Consider the following 18,442-nt stretch of genomic DNA (forward strand, 5'->3'; position numbering starts at 1 on the left):
GCAGGCCCTGCCACCTGACCCCAGGTAGCGTCCAGGCCATCATCTTGCATCACCCATTTTTTTGGTATACCATAATATCGGAATACAAATGGAGAATGCTCGTGAACAAAACCCACCGGAATCCTGGATGGGCGACAAGGCTCGCCCACCATCTGCGTCTCGGCGTTGTAGCCGGACTGGCCTGTGCCTGCAGCGCCGCCTTCGCCGTCTACCCTGAAAAGCCGATCACGCTGGTCGTGCCGTTTGCACCGGGCGGCAGTTCGGACATCATCGGCCGCAGCCTCGGCCAGCCCTTGTCCGAAAAGCTCGGGCAGCCGGTGGTTATTGAAAACGTCGCGGGCGCTGGCGGCGTCCTGGGCACGCAACGCGAAGTACGCGCTGCGCCCGATGGCTACACGATCCTGCTGGGCTCGGGCTCCGAGATCCTGATCAACAAGCTCATCAACCCCAGCATCTCCTACGATGCGTCCCGCGACCTGGCACCGGTGGTCTTCGTCGGCACCGGGCCGATGGTGCTGCTCGGGAAGCCCTCGCTGCCGGCCAACAATGTCACGGAACTGTTGGCGCTTGCCCGTGCGAAGCCAGGTGCGCTCAGCTATGGCTCGGCCGGCAATGGCACGCCGATGCACGTCGCTGGCGAGCTGTTGAAAATGCGCGGCAACATCTCCATGACTCATATCCCCTACCGGGGAGCTGCGCCCGCGCTGGTTGACCTGCTGGGCGGCCAGATCGATCTGGCGGTGTCCACGCTCAGCGCGGCACAGACCTACATCAAGAGCGGCCGTGTGAAGGCGCTCGCCATCACTGGAGCCAAGCCGTCGGAACTCGCACCAGGGCTTCCCGCCATGGGCATGCAGCCCGGGCTCTCAGGCTTCGACCTGGGAGTATGGTTCGGCCTTTTCGTGCCGGCCAAGACGCCGGCTGACGTCATCCAGAAGATCCAGACAGCCGCGCAGCAGGTGCTAGCCGATCCGGCTGTGCGCAGCCGGCTTGCAGAACAAGGTGTCAGCGCTTCCGGCGAATCAGCCGACAGCCTGCGCAAGTTCATGGCCGCTGAAACCGAGAAATACCGCGCGGTGGTCAAGGCAGCGCACATCACCGCCGAATGAGCGGTCCGGCCGCCAAGCGCCAGCCGCCTTTTCGCTGCAAATACCTCAAACACAAGGAACCCGTATGAACGCCAATATCCGCAAGATCGTCAGCTATTCCGAAGAAACCCGCATCGAAGGCGGTAAAGCCGCGGAGCGGCCGTTAACCATGTACGGCGTGGCCGCCGTACTCACCAACCCATGGGCCGGCCGCGGCTTCGTGGAAGACCTCCAGCCGGAAATCCGAGCCCTCGCGCCCATCCTGGGCGAGCTGCTGACCTCCGCCATCCTGAAACAGGCTGGTTCAGGCGAGGCCATTGAAGGCTATGGCAAGGCAGCCGTCGTCGGCACCGCCGGAGAAGTGGAGCATGCTTCCGCCCTCATTCACACGCTGCATTTCGGCAATTTCTATCGCAAGGCCGTGGGTGCGAAGAGCTACTTGAGCTTCACCAACGTGCGCGGCGGACCCAACTGCTCCATTGCCATCCCGATGATGCACAAGCACGACGAAGGCAAGCGCTCCCACTACCTGACGCTGCAGTTCGCGATCAATGATGCCCCCGCCCCTGACGAGATCGTCGTGGCGCTGGGTGCCTCGGTCGGCGGACGTCCTCACCACCGTATCGGCGACCGCTACCAGGACCTGAAAGAGCTCGGCAGCAATGATGCGTGAAGGAAGCATCCTGCACGCCCCCGATGGAACCGCCTATGCCGTTCATGGCGAAGGCGAGCCCCTGGTGCTGGTGCATGGCGTCGGCATGCAGCATGGCGTGTGGGCACCCCAGGTCGATGTACTGGCTCGTACCCACCGCGTAGTGGCCTATGACATGCTCGGCCATGGCGGCAGCCCCTTGCCGCCGGCAGATGCGGCCCTGGAGGACTATGCCGCTCAGCTCGAAAGGCTTCTCGACCACCTCGGCATTCCCGGGGCCAACATTGCAGGGCACTCGATGGGCGCACTGGTCGCCATCGAATTCGCCTTGCGTCACCCCTCGCGCACCTTTCGCCTCGCAGCCCTCAACGCCGTCTTCCGGCGAACGCCGGAACAGCGCGCAGCCGTGCAGTCCCGCGCCGCGACGCTGAATCAGGCAGGTGTGCAAGCCACCATCGGAAGCACCATCGCACGCTGGTTCGGAGACCCCGTTCCAACACCGCTGCAATCGATGGCAGCCAATGTGGCAGGCTACCTGCGCGACGTCCAGCCGGAAGGCTACGCCCGAACCTACAAACTCTTCGCCTCGTCGGATGAAGCGCACGCCGGCCGGCTGCACCGGCTGTCGATGCCTACCTTGTTCCTGACCGGCGAATACGATGCCAATTCGGCTCCTGAAATGTCACGGGCCATGGGAACGGAGGCGCCTCACGCCGTGGTTGAAGTCATCCCCGGCGAACGCCACATGATGAACGTGGTGGCACCGGAGGCCGTCAACCAGAGCCTGCAGCGCTGGCTCAAGGTACCGCTTGGAAAAGAAGCCGCGTTGCCATGACCCTATTGACTGACGACGATCTGCGCGAAACGCGCTGCCTGATCAATGGCGAATGGATCACTGGTCCCGCCACCTTTGACGTGCTGAATCCAGCTACCGGGCAGCGCGTCGCCTCGGTGCCGCTGCTGGGGGCCAGCCACACGCGCTCGGCCATCGATGCGGCCCACAAAGCGGGGACGAATTGGAAAGCGCTGACCGCCCACGAGCGATCCGGCATTCTCAAGTGCTGGCACACGCTGATCCTCGCGCATGCCGAGCCTCTGGCGCGCCTGCTCACGGAAGAAATGGGCAAGCCGCTCGCAGAAGCTCGGGCCGAGGTGATGTACGGCGCCTCTTATGTCGAATGGTTCGCCGAAGCCTGCCGCCGCGTCTATGGGGAAGTGATCCCGTCGCATGATCCGCGCAAGCAACTGAGCGCGGTGCGCCAGCCGGTAGGCGTGGTCGCCGCGATCACACCCTGGAATTTTCCCAATGCCATGCTGGCCCGCAAGCTCGCGCCCGCCCTCGCGGCCGGGTGCACGGTCGTCGCCAAGCCAGCCGAGCAAACTCCGCTCTCCGCCTTGGCGCTTGCCAAGCTGGCCTGCGCCGCTGGCGTTCCTGCGGGTGTGCTCAATATCGTGACGGGAGATCCGGCCGCCATTGGCAGCGAACTCACCAGCAACCCGCTGGTGCGAAAACTCACGTTCACAGGCTCCACAGCCGTGGGCAAGCTCCTGCTCCGCCAGTGTGCCGATACGGTCAAGCGCGTGAGCATGGAGCTGGGGGGCAACGCGCCCTTCATCGTCTTCGACGATGCTGATCTGGATGAGGCCGTTGAAGGCGCGATCATCTCCAAATTCCGCAATGCCGGCCAGACTTGCGTCTGCGCCAACCGCCTGTTTGTGCAGGAAGGCATCTACGATGCCTTCTCTGCACGCTTGGTCGAGGCGGTGCGCCACCTGCGTGTGGGCGACGGCATGCAGGAAGGCGTGAGCATCGGCCCCTTGATCGACGACCGGGCCCGCCGCAAGGTCGAGCGGCATGTTCAGGACGCGCTCGCCCATGGAGCCGTGCTCCTGCAGGGAGCCCGCGAGCCGGATGGATTCTTTTTCGCGCCAATTGTGCTGGGCGACGTCACGCCATCGTTGCTCGTGGCGAGCGCGGAGACCTTTGGGCCGGTTGCCCCGCTGCTGCGCTTTCGCGACGAAGCCGACGTGCTGGCGCAAGCCAACGCCAGTGAGGCGGGCCTCGCCGCCTATTTCTTCACCCGGGATATTGCCCGCGCGCACCGCGTGGCAGCGGCCCTGGAGGTCGGAATGGTCGGCATCAACACAGGAGCTATTTCCACCGAAGTAGCCCCTTTCGGAGGGATCAAGGAATCAGGTTATGGCCGCGAGGGAGGACCTAACGGACTGGATGACTACCTGGACGTGAAATACTTATGCCTCGGAGGTCTTAACTGAGGAACGTGATGACTACCCCCCGCCCAGCTTCGTTGAAAGTCGATCGCAGCGCGAAGACGCTGCGTGAGTTGTCGCTCGAAAAGATGCGCGACGCCATCTGGAATGGGCATTTCAAGCCCGGCGACCGCCTGGTCGAGCGAAATCTATGCGAACAACTCGATGTCAGCCGCTCCATCGTGCGGGAAGTGCTGCGCCACCTGGAAGCCGAAGGGCTGGTGGAATCCGGCAGCCACCAAGGCCCGGTCGTCGCCACGCTGACGGCCGACCAGGCCGCGCAAATCTATGAAATCCGTGCCCTGCTCGAAGGACACGCCGCGCGCACCTGTGCCGAGAAGGCCAGTCCCGCGGCCATCAAAAGGCTGGTCTCCCTGAACGCCGCGACCCAGGCCGCTTTTCGCGAAGGCGACTTCCACGAAGTTCTGGTACGCACCACGGCGTTCTATGAGGCCCTCTTCAGCGAGGCAGGCTTGAGCATGGCCTGGGAAGTGGTGCAGTCGCTCAATGCGCGTATCAATCGGTTGCGCGTGATGACCATCAGTTCCGCCGGCCGCAAGAAGGAAGCTGCCGCGGAAATGAGCCGTATTGTCGAAGCCCTGCAAAAACGGGATCCGCTGGCCGCACAGCAAGCATCACAGGAGCACGTTCAGCGGGTGGCGCAGATCGCCGCCGAGCGCCTGAAAGAAGGCGGCATCGCGCCCTGATCAGGCGTCATCCCGTACTCCCGTACTCCCGTACTCCCGCGCAAGCCGGGATGACGGGATGACGGGAATTCTTGAGTATCCGCCTGCGAATGAAACTCCACCCTCAATCCACCCAGGCGGCAGCGTAGATCGCCTCGATGTCCTGCTCTGTTGCCAGGCGCGGGTTGTTAGCCGGCGTGCCAGACTGCAAAGCTTGGGTCGCCATGGTGGTGCGCAACTCGAAATAGCGGGTCTTGTCGATACCGAAGGCTGCCGGTGTCGGCACTTTCAGGACACTGTTGAGCCGGTGAAAGCCCGCGATCAGCGCGGCGACAGCGTCGGTCTCCGCGTCGCTTTCCTTGGCCCAACCCAGGGCGCGGGCCGCCGCGGCATAAGGCGCTGGAGCCGCCGGAGCGGAAAATTCCGTCACCGCTGCCAGCAGCATCGCATTGGACAAGCCATGCGGCACATGGAAAAAAGCGCCGATCGGCCGGCTCATTCCGTGCACCAGGGCGGTGGACGTATTCGACACCGCCAAGCCGGCATGTGTCGCGCCCAGCATCATCGCCTCGCGCGCGGCGCGGTTGGCCGGTTCGAAACAAGCGGTTTCAAGATGGGCGCCAATCAGCCGCAACGCGGACAGCGCGAACGCATCCGCATGGGGATTGCGGTTGCGGTTGACCAGGGCTTCCAGCGCGTGTGTCAGCGCATCCAGGCCAGTATCCGCAGTCACCCGGAAGGGACAGGACAGCGTGAACTCGAAGTCCACCACTGCTGCCGCGGGCAGACAGGACATCCCCAGGATCAGCATCTTCTCGTGCGAAGCCGAATCAGTCACCACGCAAGCGCGCGTCACTTCGCTGCCCGTGCCTGCCGTCGTGGGAATGGCCACGACCGGCATGGCGGCCTCGTCCACGATGCGAGGCACCATGAGGGAACGGATGGGCTGGCGCAGGGTCGCCACCACTGCGGCGGCCTTGGCCGTGTCAATGGCGCTGCCTCCGCCGAAGCCGATCACACCGTCATGATCCCCCTCGACGATAGCCGCGGAAGCGGCATTCACACAGGCATCGGTCGGATCCTCGACCACATCGGTGAACAGGGTATAGGACACACCGGCGTCACGCAGGACACTTTCCACACGGGTGGAGAGGCCCAGGCGGACCAGGTTCGGATCCGCCACAAGCAGGGGGCGCTTGATCCCTAATTGCGCCAGCACCTGGGGTAACTGCTCAATGCTGCCGCCCCCAACCACGAGCCGGCGTGGCGTAAGAATGTTGTTGATCATGGATTGACGCCTTCCGCTCGGACTCAACGGGCCCACACAGGGGCGGAAGCCGCGATTTCGCTAGGATAGACCAGCACGGGCTTGCCTTTGCGCCACTGCACGAGCATCACGGTCTCACCACGGCGCAGGCCGCGCTCGTCGTAGGACACCCCGCCAGGAAACACGTTTCCGGACTGCGCTTCGGTCAGATTCATGGAGTGCAGAGTCTGGCCCAGGGCCACGCGGTCGGCGGACTTGGTGAGCTCCAGAGCCTCCTTGATGATGTGCATCTCGGCATAGGGCACGATGGAATCCTGGGTCAGGAAAGGCTCCTTGGTCCGCGCGACGAAGTTCTTTTCCAGCGCGGCGTGCGCCTTGCCTGGCCAAGCGGCCACAGTGGTCAGCATGCCTTCGAGGGCGTCAGGACCGACCGCCGACAGCACGGCGGGATCAAGCACCGGACCTCCATGCCCCAACAGCGGCAACTTGATGTTGTACTCCTTGAGCTTGTCAAGCAGCAGCTTGTAGTCCTGCGGATTGGTCGCCAGAAGATACAGCGCATCGGGTTTGGCACGGCGCAAGCGCTGAATCAGCGTCGACGCGTCGGACAGTGGTGGGGTGTAGACCTCGTCCATCACCAGCTTCACGCCCATCGTGGGTGCCACCTTCTCCCGGAACTCCTTGACGAAACCGCTGGGATTGGGCGTGTTGTCATAGATCGCCGCGATGTTCTTGAATGGCGCGCCCGCCGATTTCGCCAGGGCCGCGGCCGTGGGTGCGGCCTTGTCGGCAAAAGTGGACGCACGCGGAGCGGTCTGGAACACGTACTTGAAGCCGCGTGAAGTGATCTGATCCGAGAACGAGAATGTGAACCAGGGCAGCTTCTCCCGCTCCGCGACTTCCGTGATCGCCAGCGTGAGCGACGACAGCCATGCGCCGCTGCCAGCGACGATATCGGGGTGAGAAGCCAGCAGGCCCCGCACGGCCGCCGCGGCCTTGTCGGCGCTGTCGCCCGCATCGGCCACCACGAGCTTCATCTTGGCGCCGCCAAGGGCCTTGATGCCGCCCTTGGCATTGATCTCCTCGATGGCCATCTCAGCGCCTGTCCGCATGAGTACCCCCGGACGAGCCCAGGGCCCGGAGAGCGGCGCCACCATGCCCACCTTGATTTCCTTGGATTGCGCGTGCGCGATGGCGGAGAAGCCACCCAGCGCCGCGGCGGAAGCCAGGCCACTGGAGGTGCGGAGAAACTGGCGGCGGGATGCCTGCCGCCCCATGGGTGCTGAAGACATGAACGGTCCTTTCGAGAGGATGAGTGGGAGAGAAACTAAACGCCGATGTAAGCCGAGCGCAGGGCGCCGCCATCAGCGATGAGGGACGAACGCGGACCCGACCGCACGATGCGGCCGGATTCCAGGACCACGCCGTGATCGCAGGCGTCAAGCGCCTCGCCAGCACGCTGCTCGACCAGCAGAATGGTCAGGCCGTGCTCACGATGAATCTGGCCGACACGATCGAAGATCTCGTCCACGACCACCGGCGCAAGCCCCAGCGAAGGCTCGTCCAGCAGCAGCAGTTGCGGAGACGCGGCCAGCCCGCGGCCGATCGCCAGCATCTGCTGCTGGCCGCCGGACAGCGTACCGGCGAGCTGGTCGCGGCGCTCGGCAAGAATGGGGAACATGGCGTAGATGGCGTCCAGCGTCTGCTTGAAATGCGCGCGGCCCCGGCGCGAGTAAGCGCCCATCTCGATGTTTTCCAGCACGCTCAGCGAGGCAAAACCCTCCGGCCTTCCGGCACATGCGCGATACCCAGGTGGGCGCGCTCGTGCGGCGGCACCCGCAGCAGGTCCTGCCCATCGAAGCGGATCGACCCTGACGCGGGCTTCACGGTGCCGGACAATGCCTTGAAAAGCGTGCTCTTGCCTGCACCATTGGCCCCCACCACGGCCACGAACTGGCCCTTCTTCACGCTGAATGAAATGTCGGACAGCGCGCGCAGGCCGCCATAGTTCACGGTCAGGTTCTGGATTTCAAGCATGGGTCATGCCCTCCGCAAAACGGCGGCCCAGGTAAGCTTCCAGCACCTGCGGAAGCTGCATCACGGCGCGCGGCTCCCCGTCGGCAATCACGCAGCCGTGGTCCAGCACGAGGAAACGATCTGCCAGGCGGAGCATGGCGTGCATGGTGTGTTCAATGATCATGATGGTGGTGCCTGCATCGCGCAGCCGCAGCAAGGCGGTCACCATTTCTTCGACGTCGTCGGAGCTCAGGCCCGCCAGGCACTCATCCACCAGGATGAGGCGCGGCTGCTGGGATGCCGCGCGCGCCAACTCCATGAGCCGCAGGTCGCGTGCGGTAGCCTGGCCAGCCAGCACATCCGCGCGCCCCTGCAAGCCCACCAGATCCAGCGCACGCCAGGTCGCGGCACGCCAGTCGCCGCTGGCTGGACCGGCCAGCGCGCCAACCGCCACGTTCCCGAACAACGTCATGTCCGGGAAGACCCGAGCCACCTGGAAGGTACGGCCGACGCCCGAGCGAGCCACTTCGTGCACGGATTGGCCGAGCAACTCCGCCCCATCCAGAAGCACCGATCCGGCATCCGCCGCGATGTAGCCATTAACCAGGTTCATCAGCGTGGTCTTGCCCGCGCCATTGGGCCCGATGACGCCCAGGATTTCGCCACGGCGGACTTCAAAAGACACGTTATCGGCGGCGGTCACGCCGCCGAACGCGCGCTTCAGCCCCTCGACACGCAGCAGCGGAGTGCCTGCCTGCCCCGCCTCCCTGGGTGCGGCTTGCGCAGACAAGGCCGGGACTGTAGAGACAGACAATGGCGGTGACTCGCCAGGCTCACTGTATGGATCGCTGGCAGTCTTGCGGCCCAACGCCTCGCGGACACGCCAGAAAATCCCGCGAGGTGCCAGCAACACGGTGGCGATCACGATCGCGCCGAAGATCACACCGTTGATGCCAGGCAATTGCGCCCCCAACTCATGCTTGAGCAGTTCCGCCAATGGCACCAGCAACACCGCGCCGATGACCGGCCCCCACAAAGTCCCCAGGCCGCCAAACAACGTGAGCACCAGGGCTTGCGCCGACACCGCCATGCCGAAAACACTGGTGGGGGTCACGACCAGCACGACCTGTGCATACAGCGCACCAGCCGCCGCGCCGAGGCCCCCGCTGAGCGTGAGCGCCAGCAGCTTCCAGCGGAAGCAGTGCACGCCCAAGGCCAGTGCCGCAGGCTCGTTCTGCTTGATCGCTCGCAACCAGAGGCCGAAGCGCGAGCGCTCGATCATCTTGCACAACACCAACGCCACAGCCAACAGCCCCAGTGCAAGAAACACATAACTGCGCTGGCTCTGGAATTGCATGAACCACAACGGCGCCTCCCGGTGCATGGGCACGGTGACTTCCTGCAAGCCCAGATACTCGAACAGATAGATCAGTGCCATGGGATAGCACAGCATCGCCAGCGCGAAGTACACCCCCGACAAGCGCAGCGTGATCACACCGATGAGCGCGCCCGCGGCAGCGCCAAGCAGCGTAGCCAGCGGCAACCCCAGCCATGGGGAAAGCTGGAACTTCAGTTGCAGCAACACGATGGCGTAGGCGCCCAGGCCGAAAAACACCGCATGGCCGAAGGACACCAGCGCGGCGTATCCGCTCACCAGGTTCCACGACAACGCGAGCACCATCCACAACACCACGATTGTGAGCAGGTTGAGGTGAAACGCCGAACCCAGGCCAAAGGCCAGCAACAGGCCAATGGCCAGCACGGCGGCGATGCCGCCATAGTTCTTCAGAAAGCTATCGGTAGCGGGCATGTCAGATCCTTTCCGACACGCGGCCGAACAAACCTTGCGGGCGCATAAGGACAATCAACAGGAAAGCGACGAAAACCACCATGTTCTGCAACTGGATTGGCAAGAACACAGTCGAAACCTGCTGCAGCAAGCCGATGGTCATGCCGCCCCAGAATGCGCCGGTGATACTGCCCAGGCCGCCCAGCACCACCGAGGCATACATCAGGATCAGGAAATCCAGACCGATATAGGGTTGAAACGGGGTCCAGGTCGCGATCAGCGCGCCAGCCGCGGCGGTCATCGCGATGCCCAGGCCGAAACCGATGCGGTGCACCCGCGCCACGTTCACACCCATGTAGACGGCCGCTTCCGGGTTGTCGGCAGCCGCGCGCATGGATTTGCCGGTGAGCGTGCGAGCCATGAACAGCTGAAGGCCAATGGTTAGCACAATGGCCGCCGCGAATGCCATGGCCTTTCCCTGATTGAAAAGCAGGAAGTCCCATGACCACGCCTGCGAAGACAACGGCGTGCGGATGGTCAAGGGATCTACCCCGAACAGCATGCGGCCACCGTTCTGCAGCAGCATCGAGATACCCAGGGTCATCATCACCTGCGCGTCCTGCCCGCCCTGCTTCTCGCTGAGTACGCGGGAAAGCAGCACGCGGTGGACACCCCACCCCAGCAGCCCGACAACAATCGCGGCGACGATCGCGCCCATCAACGGTGTCGCCACAGGCCCTGCGAAAGCCATGCCGCCCACGGCGGTGATCGCGAAGAACGCGGCGTACATGCCAAGCATCATGAAATCCGGCTGAGCGAAGTTGATCACCCGCATCAGGCCGAAGATCAGCCCCAACCCCACCGACATCAGCGCGTAAACACCCCCAATGAGAATGCCGCTGACGACGGCCTGCGCCAGCAGCTCCAGCGTAAAGGACACGTCGTCCCAAGAAATTCCTGTCATCGCGATCTTTCTGTCTCCTGAATGCGGCCGATCCGAATCACCGAAGACCGCCAAAAGCGAAGGCGTCAACGATGAATGTCAAAATACTGTCAGCTGGTATACCATATTATATAAATCGCGATTTGGCAATATTTTTCGTTCTCCCGGGGGAGACGGCCTGATCGCGCCGCCTCTTTCCAACAAGGAGTTATGACCATGGTCCAACGTTTCCAGCAGTACATCGACGGCGTCTTTGAAGATGGCGGCGCGAGTTTCGACAGCCTCGACCCCTCTACCGGCAAAGTCTGGGCGCAGATGCCGCGTGCGAGCGCCGCGGATGTGGACCGCGCCGTGCGCGCGGCGCATCGCGCGTTCAACGCTCCCGAATGGACCGGCCTCACCGCCACCCAGCGCGGGAAACTGCTGTCGCGGTTGGCGGACCTCGTGGCCGCCAAGGCACCGCATCTGGCGCAGCTCGAAACCGCCGACACAGGCAAGATCATTCGCGAAACCCGCAGCCAGATCGGTTACGTGGCTGACTACTACCGCTACTACGCAGGTCTGGCCGACAAGATCCAGGGGTTTACCGTGCCAGTGGACAAACCGGATATGGACGTCACCGTACGGCGCGAACCCATCGGCGTGGTGGCTGCCATCGTTCCATGGAACTCGCAGCTCTTTCTCTCGGCCGTCAAGCTGGGACCGCTACTTGCGGCAGGCTGCACCGTGGTGCTGAAGGCCTCCGAGGACGGCCCCGCGCCCCTGTTGGAATTCGCCCGCCTGGTGCATGAGGCGGGTTTTCCACCGGGCGTGGTCAACGTGCTCACGGGCTTCGGAGAAGACTGCGGGCAGGCGCTCACGACCCATCCCTTGGTAGCCCGTATCGCCTTTACCGGTGGTCCTGGCACGGCGCGGCATGTGCTGCGCAACTCGGCGGAGAACCTGGCCAGCACCAGCCTGGAGCTGGGCGGCAAGTCACCCGTTGTCGTATTCGATGATGCCGATCTCGACAGCGTTGCCAACGCGGTAGTCGCGGGCGTCTTCGCAGCAACAGGCCAGAGCTGCGTGGCCGGCTCCCGCTTGCTGGTACAGCGTGGCGCGCATCAGCCCTTGCTGACGCTGCTCAAACGCAAAGCCGAAGCCATCCGCATTGGCGACCCACAGGACATGGACACCGAGATAGGCCCTCTGGCCACACGGCGCCAGCGCGACCATATCGAGGACGTGGTGGCGCGGAGCGTCGCCGAGGGTGCGGCGCTGATCACGGGCGGCAAGCGAGCGCTGGATGACAGCGAAGGCATTTATTACCAGCCCACCATCCTCGATTGCCCGAATGCCACCATCAGCAGCGTGCGGGAGGAGTTGTTCGGCCCTGTGCTGAGCGTCCTGAGCTTCGACACGGAAGCCGAAGCCATCGCCTTGGCCAACGATACGGCCTACGGCCTCGCTTCGGGCGTTTTCACCACCTCGCTCACGCGTGCACACCGCGTGGTGCGGGCCCTGAGAGCCGGCGTCGTGTGGGTCAACACCTACCGGGCCGTCTCACCGATCGTCCCCTTCGGTGGCTACGGGCTGAGCGGCCAAGGACGTGAAGGCGGCCTGGACGCGGCGCTCGAATACACCCGCACCAAATCCGTCTGGATACGCACCTCCGACGAGCCGATCTCGGACCCCTTCGTCATGCGCTGAAGCCAGGGCGATTGCGCCTGCCTCACGCTCCTCAGAGTGTCTGTGTCGGTACTGCGTGGCGCAACTCCACCTGCCGGTTGGCGGCATCTACGAACACCAGCTTCGGCTTGTGTTCCTTGACCTTGTCCTCGTGCACTTGGGCGAAGGCGGCAATGATGAGCAGATCGCCCACCGCCGCCCGCCGCGCGGCGGAACCATTCACGGAGATCATTCCGCTGCCGCGCTGCCCCTTGATGGCGTAGGTGACGAAGCGCTCGCCGTTGTCGACGTTCCAGATGTGGATCTGCTCGTTCTCCACAATGTCAGAGGCATCCATCAAGTCTTCGTCGATCGCGCAAGAGCCTTCGTAGTGGAGCTCGCATTGCGTGGTGGCAACGCGGTGGATCTTGGATTTGAGAAGGGTTCGGAACACGATGAAATCTCCTTGGAACTAGGGTAGGCATGCCTCAGGCTGCAAGCATGGCACCCGCATAATCACTGTTGAAATGCCCGCCACGGCTCTCGCGGCGGGACTGCGCCGCGGAAACGATCAGGCTGGCCACCTCCACGAGGTTGCGCAACTCAGCCGCCTCGCGATGAGCCGTCGAATCTACCTCAGGTTGTGCCAATGTGCGCCGCAAGCCTGCCAATCGCTGTGCCGCGCGCGCAAGCCCAGCCGTGGTGCGCACAATACCGACATCTTCCCACATGGCAGCCTGGAGAGAACGCCGAAGCAATGCCCAATCCACCGCGGCGGAATCGCCTCCGCGGACATGATCGTTAACCGCCAGCTCAGGCTCCCACCCCGGTATTGGCGAAGACCGGGTGATGTCCTGGGCGGCCGCGTGCGCCAGTACCACGCACTCCAGCAGCGAATTGCTGGCCAGGCGGTTGGCACCATGCAGGCCCGTGCAGGCAGTCTCCCCAATCGCGTAAAGCCCCGCCACGTCGGTACGGCCATGCAAGTCCGTGCGAACGCCGCCGCAGGTGTAGTGCGCGGCGGGCACCACTGGAATCGGGGTACGCGTAATGTCCAGCCCCAGCGCCAGGCAGCGGGCATGAATGTTCGGGAAATGCGCCAGGATCTGCCCAGGCGGCAGGTGCGATATGTCGAGCTCCACGCAATCGAGGCCGTGGCGCTTCATTTCCAGGTCGATCGCGCGGGACACGATATCGCGCGGCGCCAGCTCGGCCCGGGCGTCGTGCGCGGGCATGAAACGTTCACCGCCCGCCTGTGCCGGCAAACGCAGCAGGCCGCCTTCGCCCCGGACTGCCTCGCTGATCAGGAATGAGTTGGCTTGCGGATGGTGCAGGCTGGTCGGGTGGAACTGAATGAACTCCATGTTCGCCACCCGGCAGCCGGCACGCGTGGCGGCGGCTATGCCATCGCCTGTGGCGGCCTTGGGATTGGTGGTGTGCTGATAGACCTGCCCTGCGCCACCTGTGGCCAGCACGGTATGCGGCGCCTGAAAACGGCGCCTGATGCCGGTGGCCACGTCCAGAGCCCGCAGCCCCACGCAGCGCCGCTGGCCATTTCCTCCGGGCACGGTCAGCAGATCGAGCAGCATATGCTGCTCGAACACCTGAACGCCGGGTGTCATGCGCAACTGCGCCACCAGAGCCTGCTGCACCGCCGCCCCGGTCGCGTCGGTGGCGTGCACAATGCGCCGCGCGCTGTGGCCGCCTTCGCGGGTCAGGTGCAAGGCGGCTCCTTCGCGCGTAAAGGGCACACCCAATGACTCGAGCCACGAGATGCAGCGCGGCGCTCCCTCCACGATGAAACGCGTGGCCTCGGGATCGCTCAGGCCGGCACCCGCTACCAGCGTATCCTGCAAGTGCGCATCAAAACTGTCGCTCTCCGCCAGCACCGCGGCGATGCCGCCCTGCGCTTGAGCGCTCGCACCGTCCCCCAGGCTTTCCTTGGTCAGCACCGCCACGCGATGGTGTGGCGCCAACTGAAGCGCGGCGCTCAATCCGGCGAGGCCACTGCCTACGATCAGTACATCGACGGCCTGCACCTCTCCCTCTTGCGGCTCGGACGATTTCATACGGCGCCCAGGTGCGGCACAAGCCCGGCTGCTGTCCCTTTGGAACGCGACGCTGCGGTGAACGCGAGCATGCGATCGATGGGCACACGGGCACGCACACCGATCGCCGGATCGACATGAATCTCATTGGCGCCGGCCTCCAGCACGCGTGCGAGATCCGCCAGCCCGTTCATGGCCATCCAGGGGCATTGCGCGCAACTCTTGCAGGTGGCGCTCTGGCCTGCGGTCGGTGCGGCCAGAAAGGTCTTGCCCGGGTTCAATGCGCGCAGCTTGTGCAGCAAGCCGAGATCGGTGGCCACGATGAACGTCGTGGCATCGAGTTCGCGCGCGGCCTTCAGGATGCCGGAAGTCGAGCCTACGGCATCGGCCAGCGCCACGACTTCGGCAGGCGCCTCGGGATGGACCAGCACCTTGGCGCCCGGATTCTCATCGCGCAGCCCCTGCAATTCAAAGGCCTTGAACTCGTCGTGCACGATACAGGCGCCGTTCCAGAACAGCATGTCGGCACCGGTTTCGCGCTGGATATATCCCCCCAGATGGCGATCGGGCGCCCAGAGGATCTTGTTGCCCTGCTCATGCAGCGCACGCACCACGTCGAGCGCGCAACCGGAAGTCACCACCCAATCGGCCCGTGCCTTGACTTCGGCGCTGGTGTTGGCATAGACCACCACGGTACGGTCTGGATGCGCATCGCAGAACGCGCGGAAGTCCGGCGCGGGGCAGCCCAGGTCAAGCGAGCATGTGGCGTCGAGGTCGGGCATCAGCACGCGCTTGTCCGGGGAAAGAATCTTGGCGGTTTCCCCCATGAAGCGGACACCCGAGACCACCAGCGTGCTGGCCGGGTGGTCTCGCCCGAAGCGCGCCATCTCCAGTGAATCGCTGACCAGCCCGCCCGTTTCTTCCGCCAGATCCTGCAAGGCCGGGTGCACATAGTAATGCGACACCATGACGGCGTTGCGCGCCCGCAGCAGTTCCTTGATGCGTGCCTTCAAGACCGCCGCTTCCTCCGGCGAGGGTTCGGCAGGAACGCGTGCCCAGGCTCGCTGCGTGCTGCACGCGTGCTGTTCGTAGTCAACTTCGAAAACAGCGCTCATGGACGAAGCTCCCCTGTTCGGCCGGAAGTGCTGGGCGATGAGCGTAGCTCGGGGATCGGGATGGCAATCTGCATGCGCTGACGTGCGTGGGGCACGCTCTCCTGTTTTCAAGATAGGTCGGAAAACGGGCGCATGTTAGCCCCACTTGTTCAGAAAACCGGCCAGTTTAATAGACAGATCGACAATATGGGTATGCCAGCCAGGAATAAGGAAGCCCTTCCCTTCCACGAAATTCCAGCCCGCGGCTGCTCTACGATTCAGATATGCGCAACTTTTCAGAAACACGCTCCAGAGGCGTGGGCCACTGGCAAATCCGCCGGCTTGAATGGCCCGACATCGAGGGGCTGATGCAGGTTCAGGAAGCTTGCTATGGCGCGGACTACATGGAATCCGCCGAGGTCTACCGGGCGCGCCTGGCGTGCACCACTCAATGCTCCTTGGCAGTGGTAGATGGCAATACGGTGCTGGCCTATCTGGCGGCTTACCGCTCGAACCTGGGCAGCATCACACCCATCCATGGCGGATTCTCGGTCAGCCCCTTGCCTGACACCCTGTACTTGCACGACATGGCGGTCAGGCCGGACTGCGCCGGACAGGGCTTGGCGGCCGCTCTATTCGAGGCCTTGTGGCGCGAGGCCCAGACGTGGTCGCCCCGCTATTCGGCATTGGTTTCGGTACAGGGCTCGCAAGGCTACTGGGCGCAAAAGGGTTATGCGCTGCATACGCGACTCACGCAGGAAAACGCCGAAGCTTTACGCAGCTATGGCGATGATGCGGTGTACATGACGCAACCTTACGTGCAGCCTTAAGTCCCTTCACTCATGGGAAACAGCCAATCCACCAGAGAAAGAGAAAGCGCGTGGAGCGTCTTTCTGATTTTTCTTCGGCTCGGCCTGACCTCCTTCGGCGGGCCGGTAGCGCACCTGGGCTATTTCCGCGACGAATTCGTGGACCGGCGCCGCTGGCTGAGCGAGCGGAGCTACGCCGATCTGGTAGCCCTTTGCCAGTTTCTGCCAGGACCCGCCAGCAGTCAGGTCGGCATGGCCTTGGGTCTCTCACGCGGCGGCTACGGCGGCGCGTTCGCGGCATGGGCGGGGTTCACATTACCCTCGGCCCTGGCCCTGATTCTCTTCGCGCTCGGTCTTACCCATCACGCCAACCTTATTCCCGCAAGTGCGCTGCACGGACTGAAGATCGCGGCGGTGGCCGTGGTCGCTCAGGCCGTCTGGGGCATGGCCAGGGGCCTCTGCACGGATACGCCCAGGATAACCTTCATGGCAATCGCGTGCTGCTCGGCCCTGCTGGTGCCCTCCGCGATCGGGCAGATCGGCCTCATCGCGGCAGCCGCCGTGGCGGGCCTTCTCCTGTTCAAACCCGCACCGGCCCATGAGCACGACCCGTTACCTATCGCTGTCAGTCATCGCGCAGGCGCCATGTGGCTGGCCCTGTTCTGCGGGCTGCTGATCGGCTTACCCGCGCTGGCCGGGCTGCTGCCCTATCAGGCCCTTGCGGATCTCGATGTGTTCTTCCGCGCAGGCGCACTCGTCTTCGGCGGCGGCCATGTGGTGCTGCCTTTGCTGCAAGCCGCCGTCGTTCCTCCCGGCTGGATCAGCAACGATGCATTTCTTGCAGGCTATGGCGCTGCACAAGCGGTGCCGGGCCCCTTGTTCACCTTTGCAGCTTTCCTGGGCGCGTCCATGAACACCGCCCCTTCCGGATGGATCGGCGGGCTGCTCTGCTTGCTGGCCATCTTCGCGCCTTCCTTTCTGCTGGTAGCGGGTGCCTTGCCGTTCTGGGAGAAGCTGCGCCGCCACACGCGCACTCAAGCGGCGCTGATGGGAGTCAACGCGGCAGTGGTCGGCCTGTTGTTGGCCGCGCTCTATCACCCGGTATGGACCAGCGCCATCCTGGGAGCGAAAGATTTCGGCGTCGCCGTGTTCGCACTCGTCGCTTTGATGGTCTGGAAACTGCCGCCTTGGATGGTGGTCATAGGGTGCGGCGCGGCGGGCTGGCTGATCAGCTTCGGTCAGTGACGCTTGAAGTACTGCACCTCGCGTTCATGCTGCTCAGCTTGCGCACGGGTGTCGAAGGTGCCCAGGTTACGGCGCTTGCCGGTCTTGGGATTGATTTTGCGGGAATATAGGCGGTACTGGCCGCTGGCGAGCTTGCGGATCATGGTGGCAACTCCTTGATGCAAAAAATCTACTTGGGACGCGCGGCGTCATATGAATCAGCCCCAAACTGCGCCGCCTCATCCAGCAGGCGAATGACCTCTTCGTCTGAAGTCGCATCGAAATTCTCATAAGCCTGCCCCACGGATACGAAGTTCTGGGGGCGCCAGGGGCAAACCAAGCTATCGCATATCTCCCCAACACGGACGCATGCATCAGGCATGCCTACCGGCGCCGCCGCAATCAGCCGAGCCGGTTGCAGCATCCGAAGCGCGAGCAAACCTGCGTACATGGTGGCGCCGGTAGCGAGCCCATCGTCGATCACGATCATCGTTCTCCCCTCTACGGAAAGAGGCCTTATCGGCGCGCCTCGATAGAGGGCCTCGCGCCTCTCCAACTCCAGGCTCTCTCGTTGCCTCGCCAACTCGAGTTGCCTTTCGGTGATTCCCAGCGCAGCGACTACATCCGTATCGACAAACTCAGCTCCGCCACTGGCCATGGCACCCATGGCGAATTCCTCCCGGCCAGGGACACCCAGCTTGCGCACCACGTAAACGTCAAGCGGCGCTGCCAGCACCCGGGCCACCTCGAAAGCAACCGGTACACCCCCGCGCGGAAGTCCCAGGATCAACACGTCCTGCCGATCCGCCCACACCCGCAATTGGTCGGCCAGGTATTTGCCTGCGTCGCGGCGATCGATGAAGGGAAGAACTCGCATGGCAACCAGATTCGTCATGTTGCGCGCAACG

At 63.9% G+C, this 18,442-nt stretch carries 17 protein-coding genes and 1 pseudogene; 8 read left to right on the forward strand and 10 right to left on the reverse strand.

The window, feature by feature from the left end; translation table 11 throughout:
• Positions 1–101: 101 nt before the first annotated feature.
• From WJU18_RS27295 to WJU18_RS27315, 5 genes are all read left to right on the forward strand, one after another.
• Positions 102–1,109, forward strand: a complete 1,008-nt coding sequence (locus WJU18_RS27295) for a Bug family tripartite tricarboxylate transporter substrate binding protein (RefSeq protein WP_423457180.1) — start codon at positions 102–104, stop codon at positions 1,107–1,109.
• Positions 1,110–1,173: 64 nt separating this feature from the next.
• A complete protein-coding gene (locus WJU18_RS27300) occupies positions 1,174–1,761 on the forward strand; it encodes an amino acid synthesis family protein (RefSeq protein ID WP_423457182.1) in 588 nt (195 codons plus the stop codon).
• Positions 1,751–2,575, forward strand: a complete 825-nt coding sequence (locus WJU18_RS27305; RefSeq protein WP_423457184.1) for an alpha/beta fold hydrolase — start codon at positions 1,751–1,753, stop codon at positions 2,573–2,575. Before WJU18_RS27300 ends, WJU18_RS27305 begins: the two co-directional genes overlap by 11 nt.
• Complete coding sequence (locus tag WJU18_RS27310; protein ID WP_423457185.1) at positions 2,572–4,017, forward strand: NAD-dependent succinate-semialdehyde dehydrogenase; 1,446 nt, start codon at positions 2,572–2,574, stop codon at positions 4,015–4,017. The genes WJU18_RS27305 and WJU18_RS27310 overlap by 4 nt, the downstream gene beginning before the upstream one ends.
• An 8-nt stretch (positions 4,018–4,025) precedes the next feature.
• Entirely contained in the window at positions 4,026–4,718 is a 693-nt protein-coding gene (locus WJU18_RS27315) for a GntR family transcriptional regulator (protein ID WP_423457186.1), read from the forward strand.
• Positions 4,719–4,821: 103 nt separating this feature from the next.
• Here WJU18_RS27315 and WJU18_RS27320 read toward each other — a convergent pair whose 3' ends face one another.
• The 5 genes and pseudogenes from WJU18_RS27320 to WJU18_RS27340 form a co-directional block, all read right to left on the reverse strand.
• Positions 4,822–5,985 (reverse strand): iron-containing alcohol dehydrogenase, encoded by a 1,164-nt coding sequence (locus WJU18_RS27320; protein WP_423457188.1) that lies wholly within the window; start codon positions 5,983–5,985, stop codon positions 4,822–4,824.
• A gap of 23 nt (positions 5,986–6,008) precedes the next feature.
• Entirely contained in the window at positions 6,009–7,256 is a 1,248-nt protein-coding gene (locus tag WJU18_RS27325) for an ABC transporter substrate-binding protein (RefSeq protein WP_423457190.1), read from the reverse strand.
• A 35-nt stretch (positions 7,257–7,291) separates the two neighbouring features.
• A pseudogene (locus tag WJU18_RS27330) lies at positions 7,292–8,001 on the reverse strand (ABC transporter ATP-binding protein).
• Positions 7,994–9,790, reverse strand: coding sequence for an ABC transporter permease subunit (locus WJU18_RS27335; RefSeq protein ID WP_423457191.1), 1,797 nt, complete (start codon positions 9,788–9,790; stop codon positions 7,994–7,996). The pseudogene WJU18_RS27330 and the gene WJU18_RS27335 overlap by 8 nt, the downstream one beginning before the upstream one ends.
• Position 9,791: 1 nt before the next feature.
• A complete protein-coding gene (locus tag WJU18_RS27340) occupies positions 9,792–10,733 on the reverse strand; it encodes a branched-chain amino acid ABC transporter permease (RefSeq protein WP_423457192.1) in 942 nt (313 codons plus the stop codon).
• A 195-nt stretch (positions 10,734–10,928) separates the two neighbouring features.
• Here WJU18_RS27340 and WJU18_RS27345 point away from each other — a divergent pair, with 195 nt between their 5' ends.
• A complete protein-coding gene (locus WJU18_RS27345) occupies positions 10,929–12,401 on the forward strand; it encodes an aldehyde dehydrogenase (RefSeq protein ID WP_423457193.1) in 1,473 nt (490 codons plus the stop codon).
• A 31-nt stretch (positions 12,402–12,432) separates the two neighbouring features.
• Here WJU18_RS27345 and panD read toward each other — a convergent pair whose 3' ends face one another.
• The 3 genes from panD to nadA are packed head-to-tail and all read right to left on the reverse strand — an operon-like array spanning position 12,433 to position 15,522.
• Positions 12,433–12,813, reverse strand: coding sequence for an aspartate 1-decarboxylase (panD, locus tag WJU18_RS27350; RefSeq protein WP_423457194.1), 381 nt, complete (start codon positions 12,811–12,813; stop codon positions 12,433–12,435).
• A gap of 34 nt (positions 12,814–12,847) precedes the next feature.
• A complete protein-coding gene (gene nadB / locus WJU18_RS27355; protein ID WP_423457195.1) occupies positions 12,848–14,428 on the reverse strand; it encodes an L-aspartate oxidase in 1,581 nt (526 codons plus the stop codon).
• Entirely contained in the window at positions 14,425–15,522 is a 1,098-nt protein-coding gene (gene nadA / locus WJU18_RS27360) for a quinolinate synthase NadA (RefSeq protein ID WP_423457196.1), read from the reverse strand. The genes nadB and nadA overlap by 4 nt, the downstream gene beginning before the upstream one ends.
• Positions 15,523–15,785: 263 nt before the next feature.
• Between nadA and WJU18_RS27365 the strand changes: the two genes are divergently transcribed.
• Together WJU18_RS27365 and chrA are read left to right on the forward strand one after the other, a co-directional pair.
• Positions 15,786–16,331, forward strand: a complete 546-nt coding sequence (locus WJU18_RS27365) for a GNAT family N-acetyltransferase (RefSeq protein WP_423457197.1) — start codon at positions 15,786–15,788, stop codon at positions 16,329–16,331.
• Between the two features lie 12 nt (positions 16,332–16,343).
• Positions 16,344–17,555 carry a chromate efflux transporter gene (chrA, locus tag WJU18_RS27370; RefSeq protein WP_423457199.1) on the forward strand — a complete coding sequence of 404 codons (1,212 nt, stop codon included), beginning with the start codon at positions 16,344–16,346 and terminating at the stop codon, positions 17,553–17,555.
• On the opposite strand, the gene WJU18_RS27375 is transcribed toward chrA, so the two are convergent.
• Positions 17,549–17,698, reverse strand: a complete 150-nt coding sequence (locus tag WJU18_RS27375; RefSeq protein ID WP_423457201.1) for a hypothetical protein — start codon at positions 17,696–17,698, stop codon at positions 17,549–17,551. The genes chrA and WJU18_RS27375 overlap by 7 nt on opposite strands.
• A 26-nt stretch (positions 17,699–17,724) precedes the next feature.
• A complete protein-coding gene (locus tag WJU18_RS27380) occupies positions 17,725–18,429 on the reverse strand; it encodes a phosphoribosyltransferase (protein ID WP_423457203.1) in 705 nt (234 codons plus the stop codon).
• Positions 18,430–18,442: the final 13 nt, after the last annotated feature.

The organism is Ottowia sp. VDI28 (assembly GCF_049532675.1).
Classification (GTDB): Bacteria; Pseudomonadota; Gammaproteobacteria; order Burkholderiales; family Burkholderiaceae_C; genus Ottowia.

Excerpts from the sequence above, each read along its gene's own strand:
- nadA (WP_423457196.1), bottom strand. The coding sequence starts at position 15,522 with ATGAGCGCTGTTTTCGAAGTTGACTACGAACAGCACGCGTGCAGCACG.
- WJU18_RS27380 (WP_423457203.1), bottom strand. The coding sequence starts at position 18,429 with ATGACGAATCTGGTTGCCATGCGAGTTCTTCCCTTCATCGATCGCCGC.
- WJU18_RS27345 (WP_423457193.1), top strand. The coding sequence starts at position 10,929 with ATGGTCCAACGTTTCCAGCAGTACATCGACGGCGTCTTTGAAGATGGC.
- WJU18_RS27325 (WP_423457190.1), bottom strand. The coding sequence starts at position 7,256 with ATGTCTTCAGCACCCATGGGGCGGCAGGCATCCCGCCGCCAGTTTCTC.
- WJU18_RS27375 (WP_423457201.1), bottom strand. The coding sequence starts at position 17,698 with ATGATCCGCAAGCTCGCCAGCGGCCAGTACCGCCTATATTCCCGCAAA.
- WJU18_RS27310 (WP_423457185.1), top strand. The coding sequence starts at position 2,572 with ATGACCCTATTGACTGACGACGATCTGCGCGAAACGCGCTGCCTGATC.
- chrA (WP_423457199.1), top strand. The coding sequence starts at position 16,344 with ATGGGAAACAGCCAATCCACCAGAGAAAGAGAAAGCGCGTGGAGCGTC.
- WJU18_RS27335 (WP_423457191.1), bottom strand. The coding sequence starts at position 9,790 with ATGCCCGCTACCGATAGCTTTCTGAAGAACTATGGCGGCATCGCCGCC.
- WJU18_RS27365 (WP_423457197.1), top strand. The coding sequence starts at position 15,786 with ATGCGCAACTTTTCAGAAACACGCTCCAGAGGCGTGGGCCACTGGCAA.
- WJU18_RS27300 (WP_423457182.1), top strand. The coding sequence starts at position 1,174 with ATGAACGCCAATATCCGCAAGATCGTCAGCTATTCCGAAGAAACCCGC.
- nadB (WP_423457195.1), bottom strand. The coding sequence starts at position 14,428 with ATGAAATCGTCCGAGCCGCAAGAGGGAGAGGTGCAGGCCGTCGATGTA.
- WJU18_RS27305 (WP_423457184.1), top strand. The coding sequence starts at position 1,751 with ATGATGCGTGAAGGAAGCATCCTGCACGCCCCCGATGGAACCGCCTAT.
- WJU18_RS27315 (WP_423457186.1), top strand. The coding sequence starts at position 4,026 with ATGACTACCCCCCGCCCAGCTTCGTTGAAAGTCGATCGCAGCGCGAAG.
- WJU18_RS27340 (WP_423457192.1), bottom strand. The coding sequence starts at position 10,733 with ATGACAGGAATTTCTTGGGACGACGTGTCCTTTACGCTGGAGCTGCTG.
- WJU18_RS27320 (WP_423457188.1), bottom strand. The coding sequence starts at position 5,985 with ATGATCAACAACATTCTTACGCCACGCCGGCTCGTGGTTGGGGGCGGC.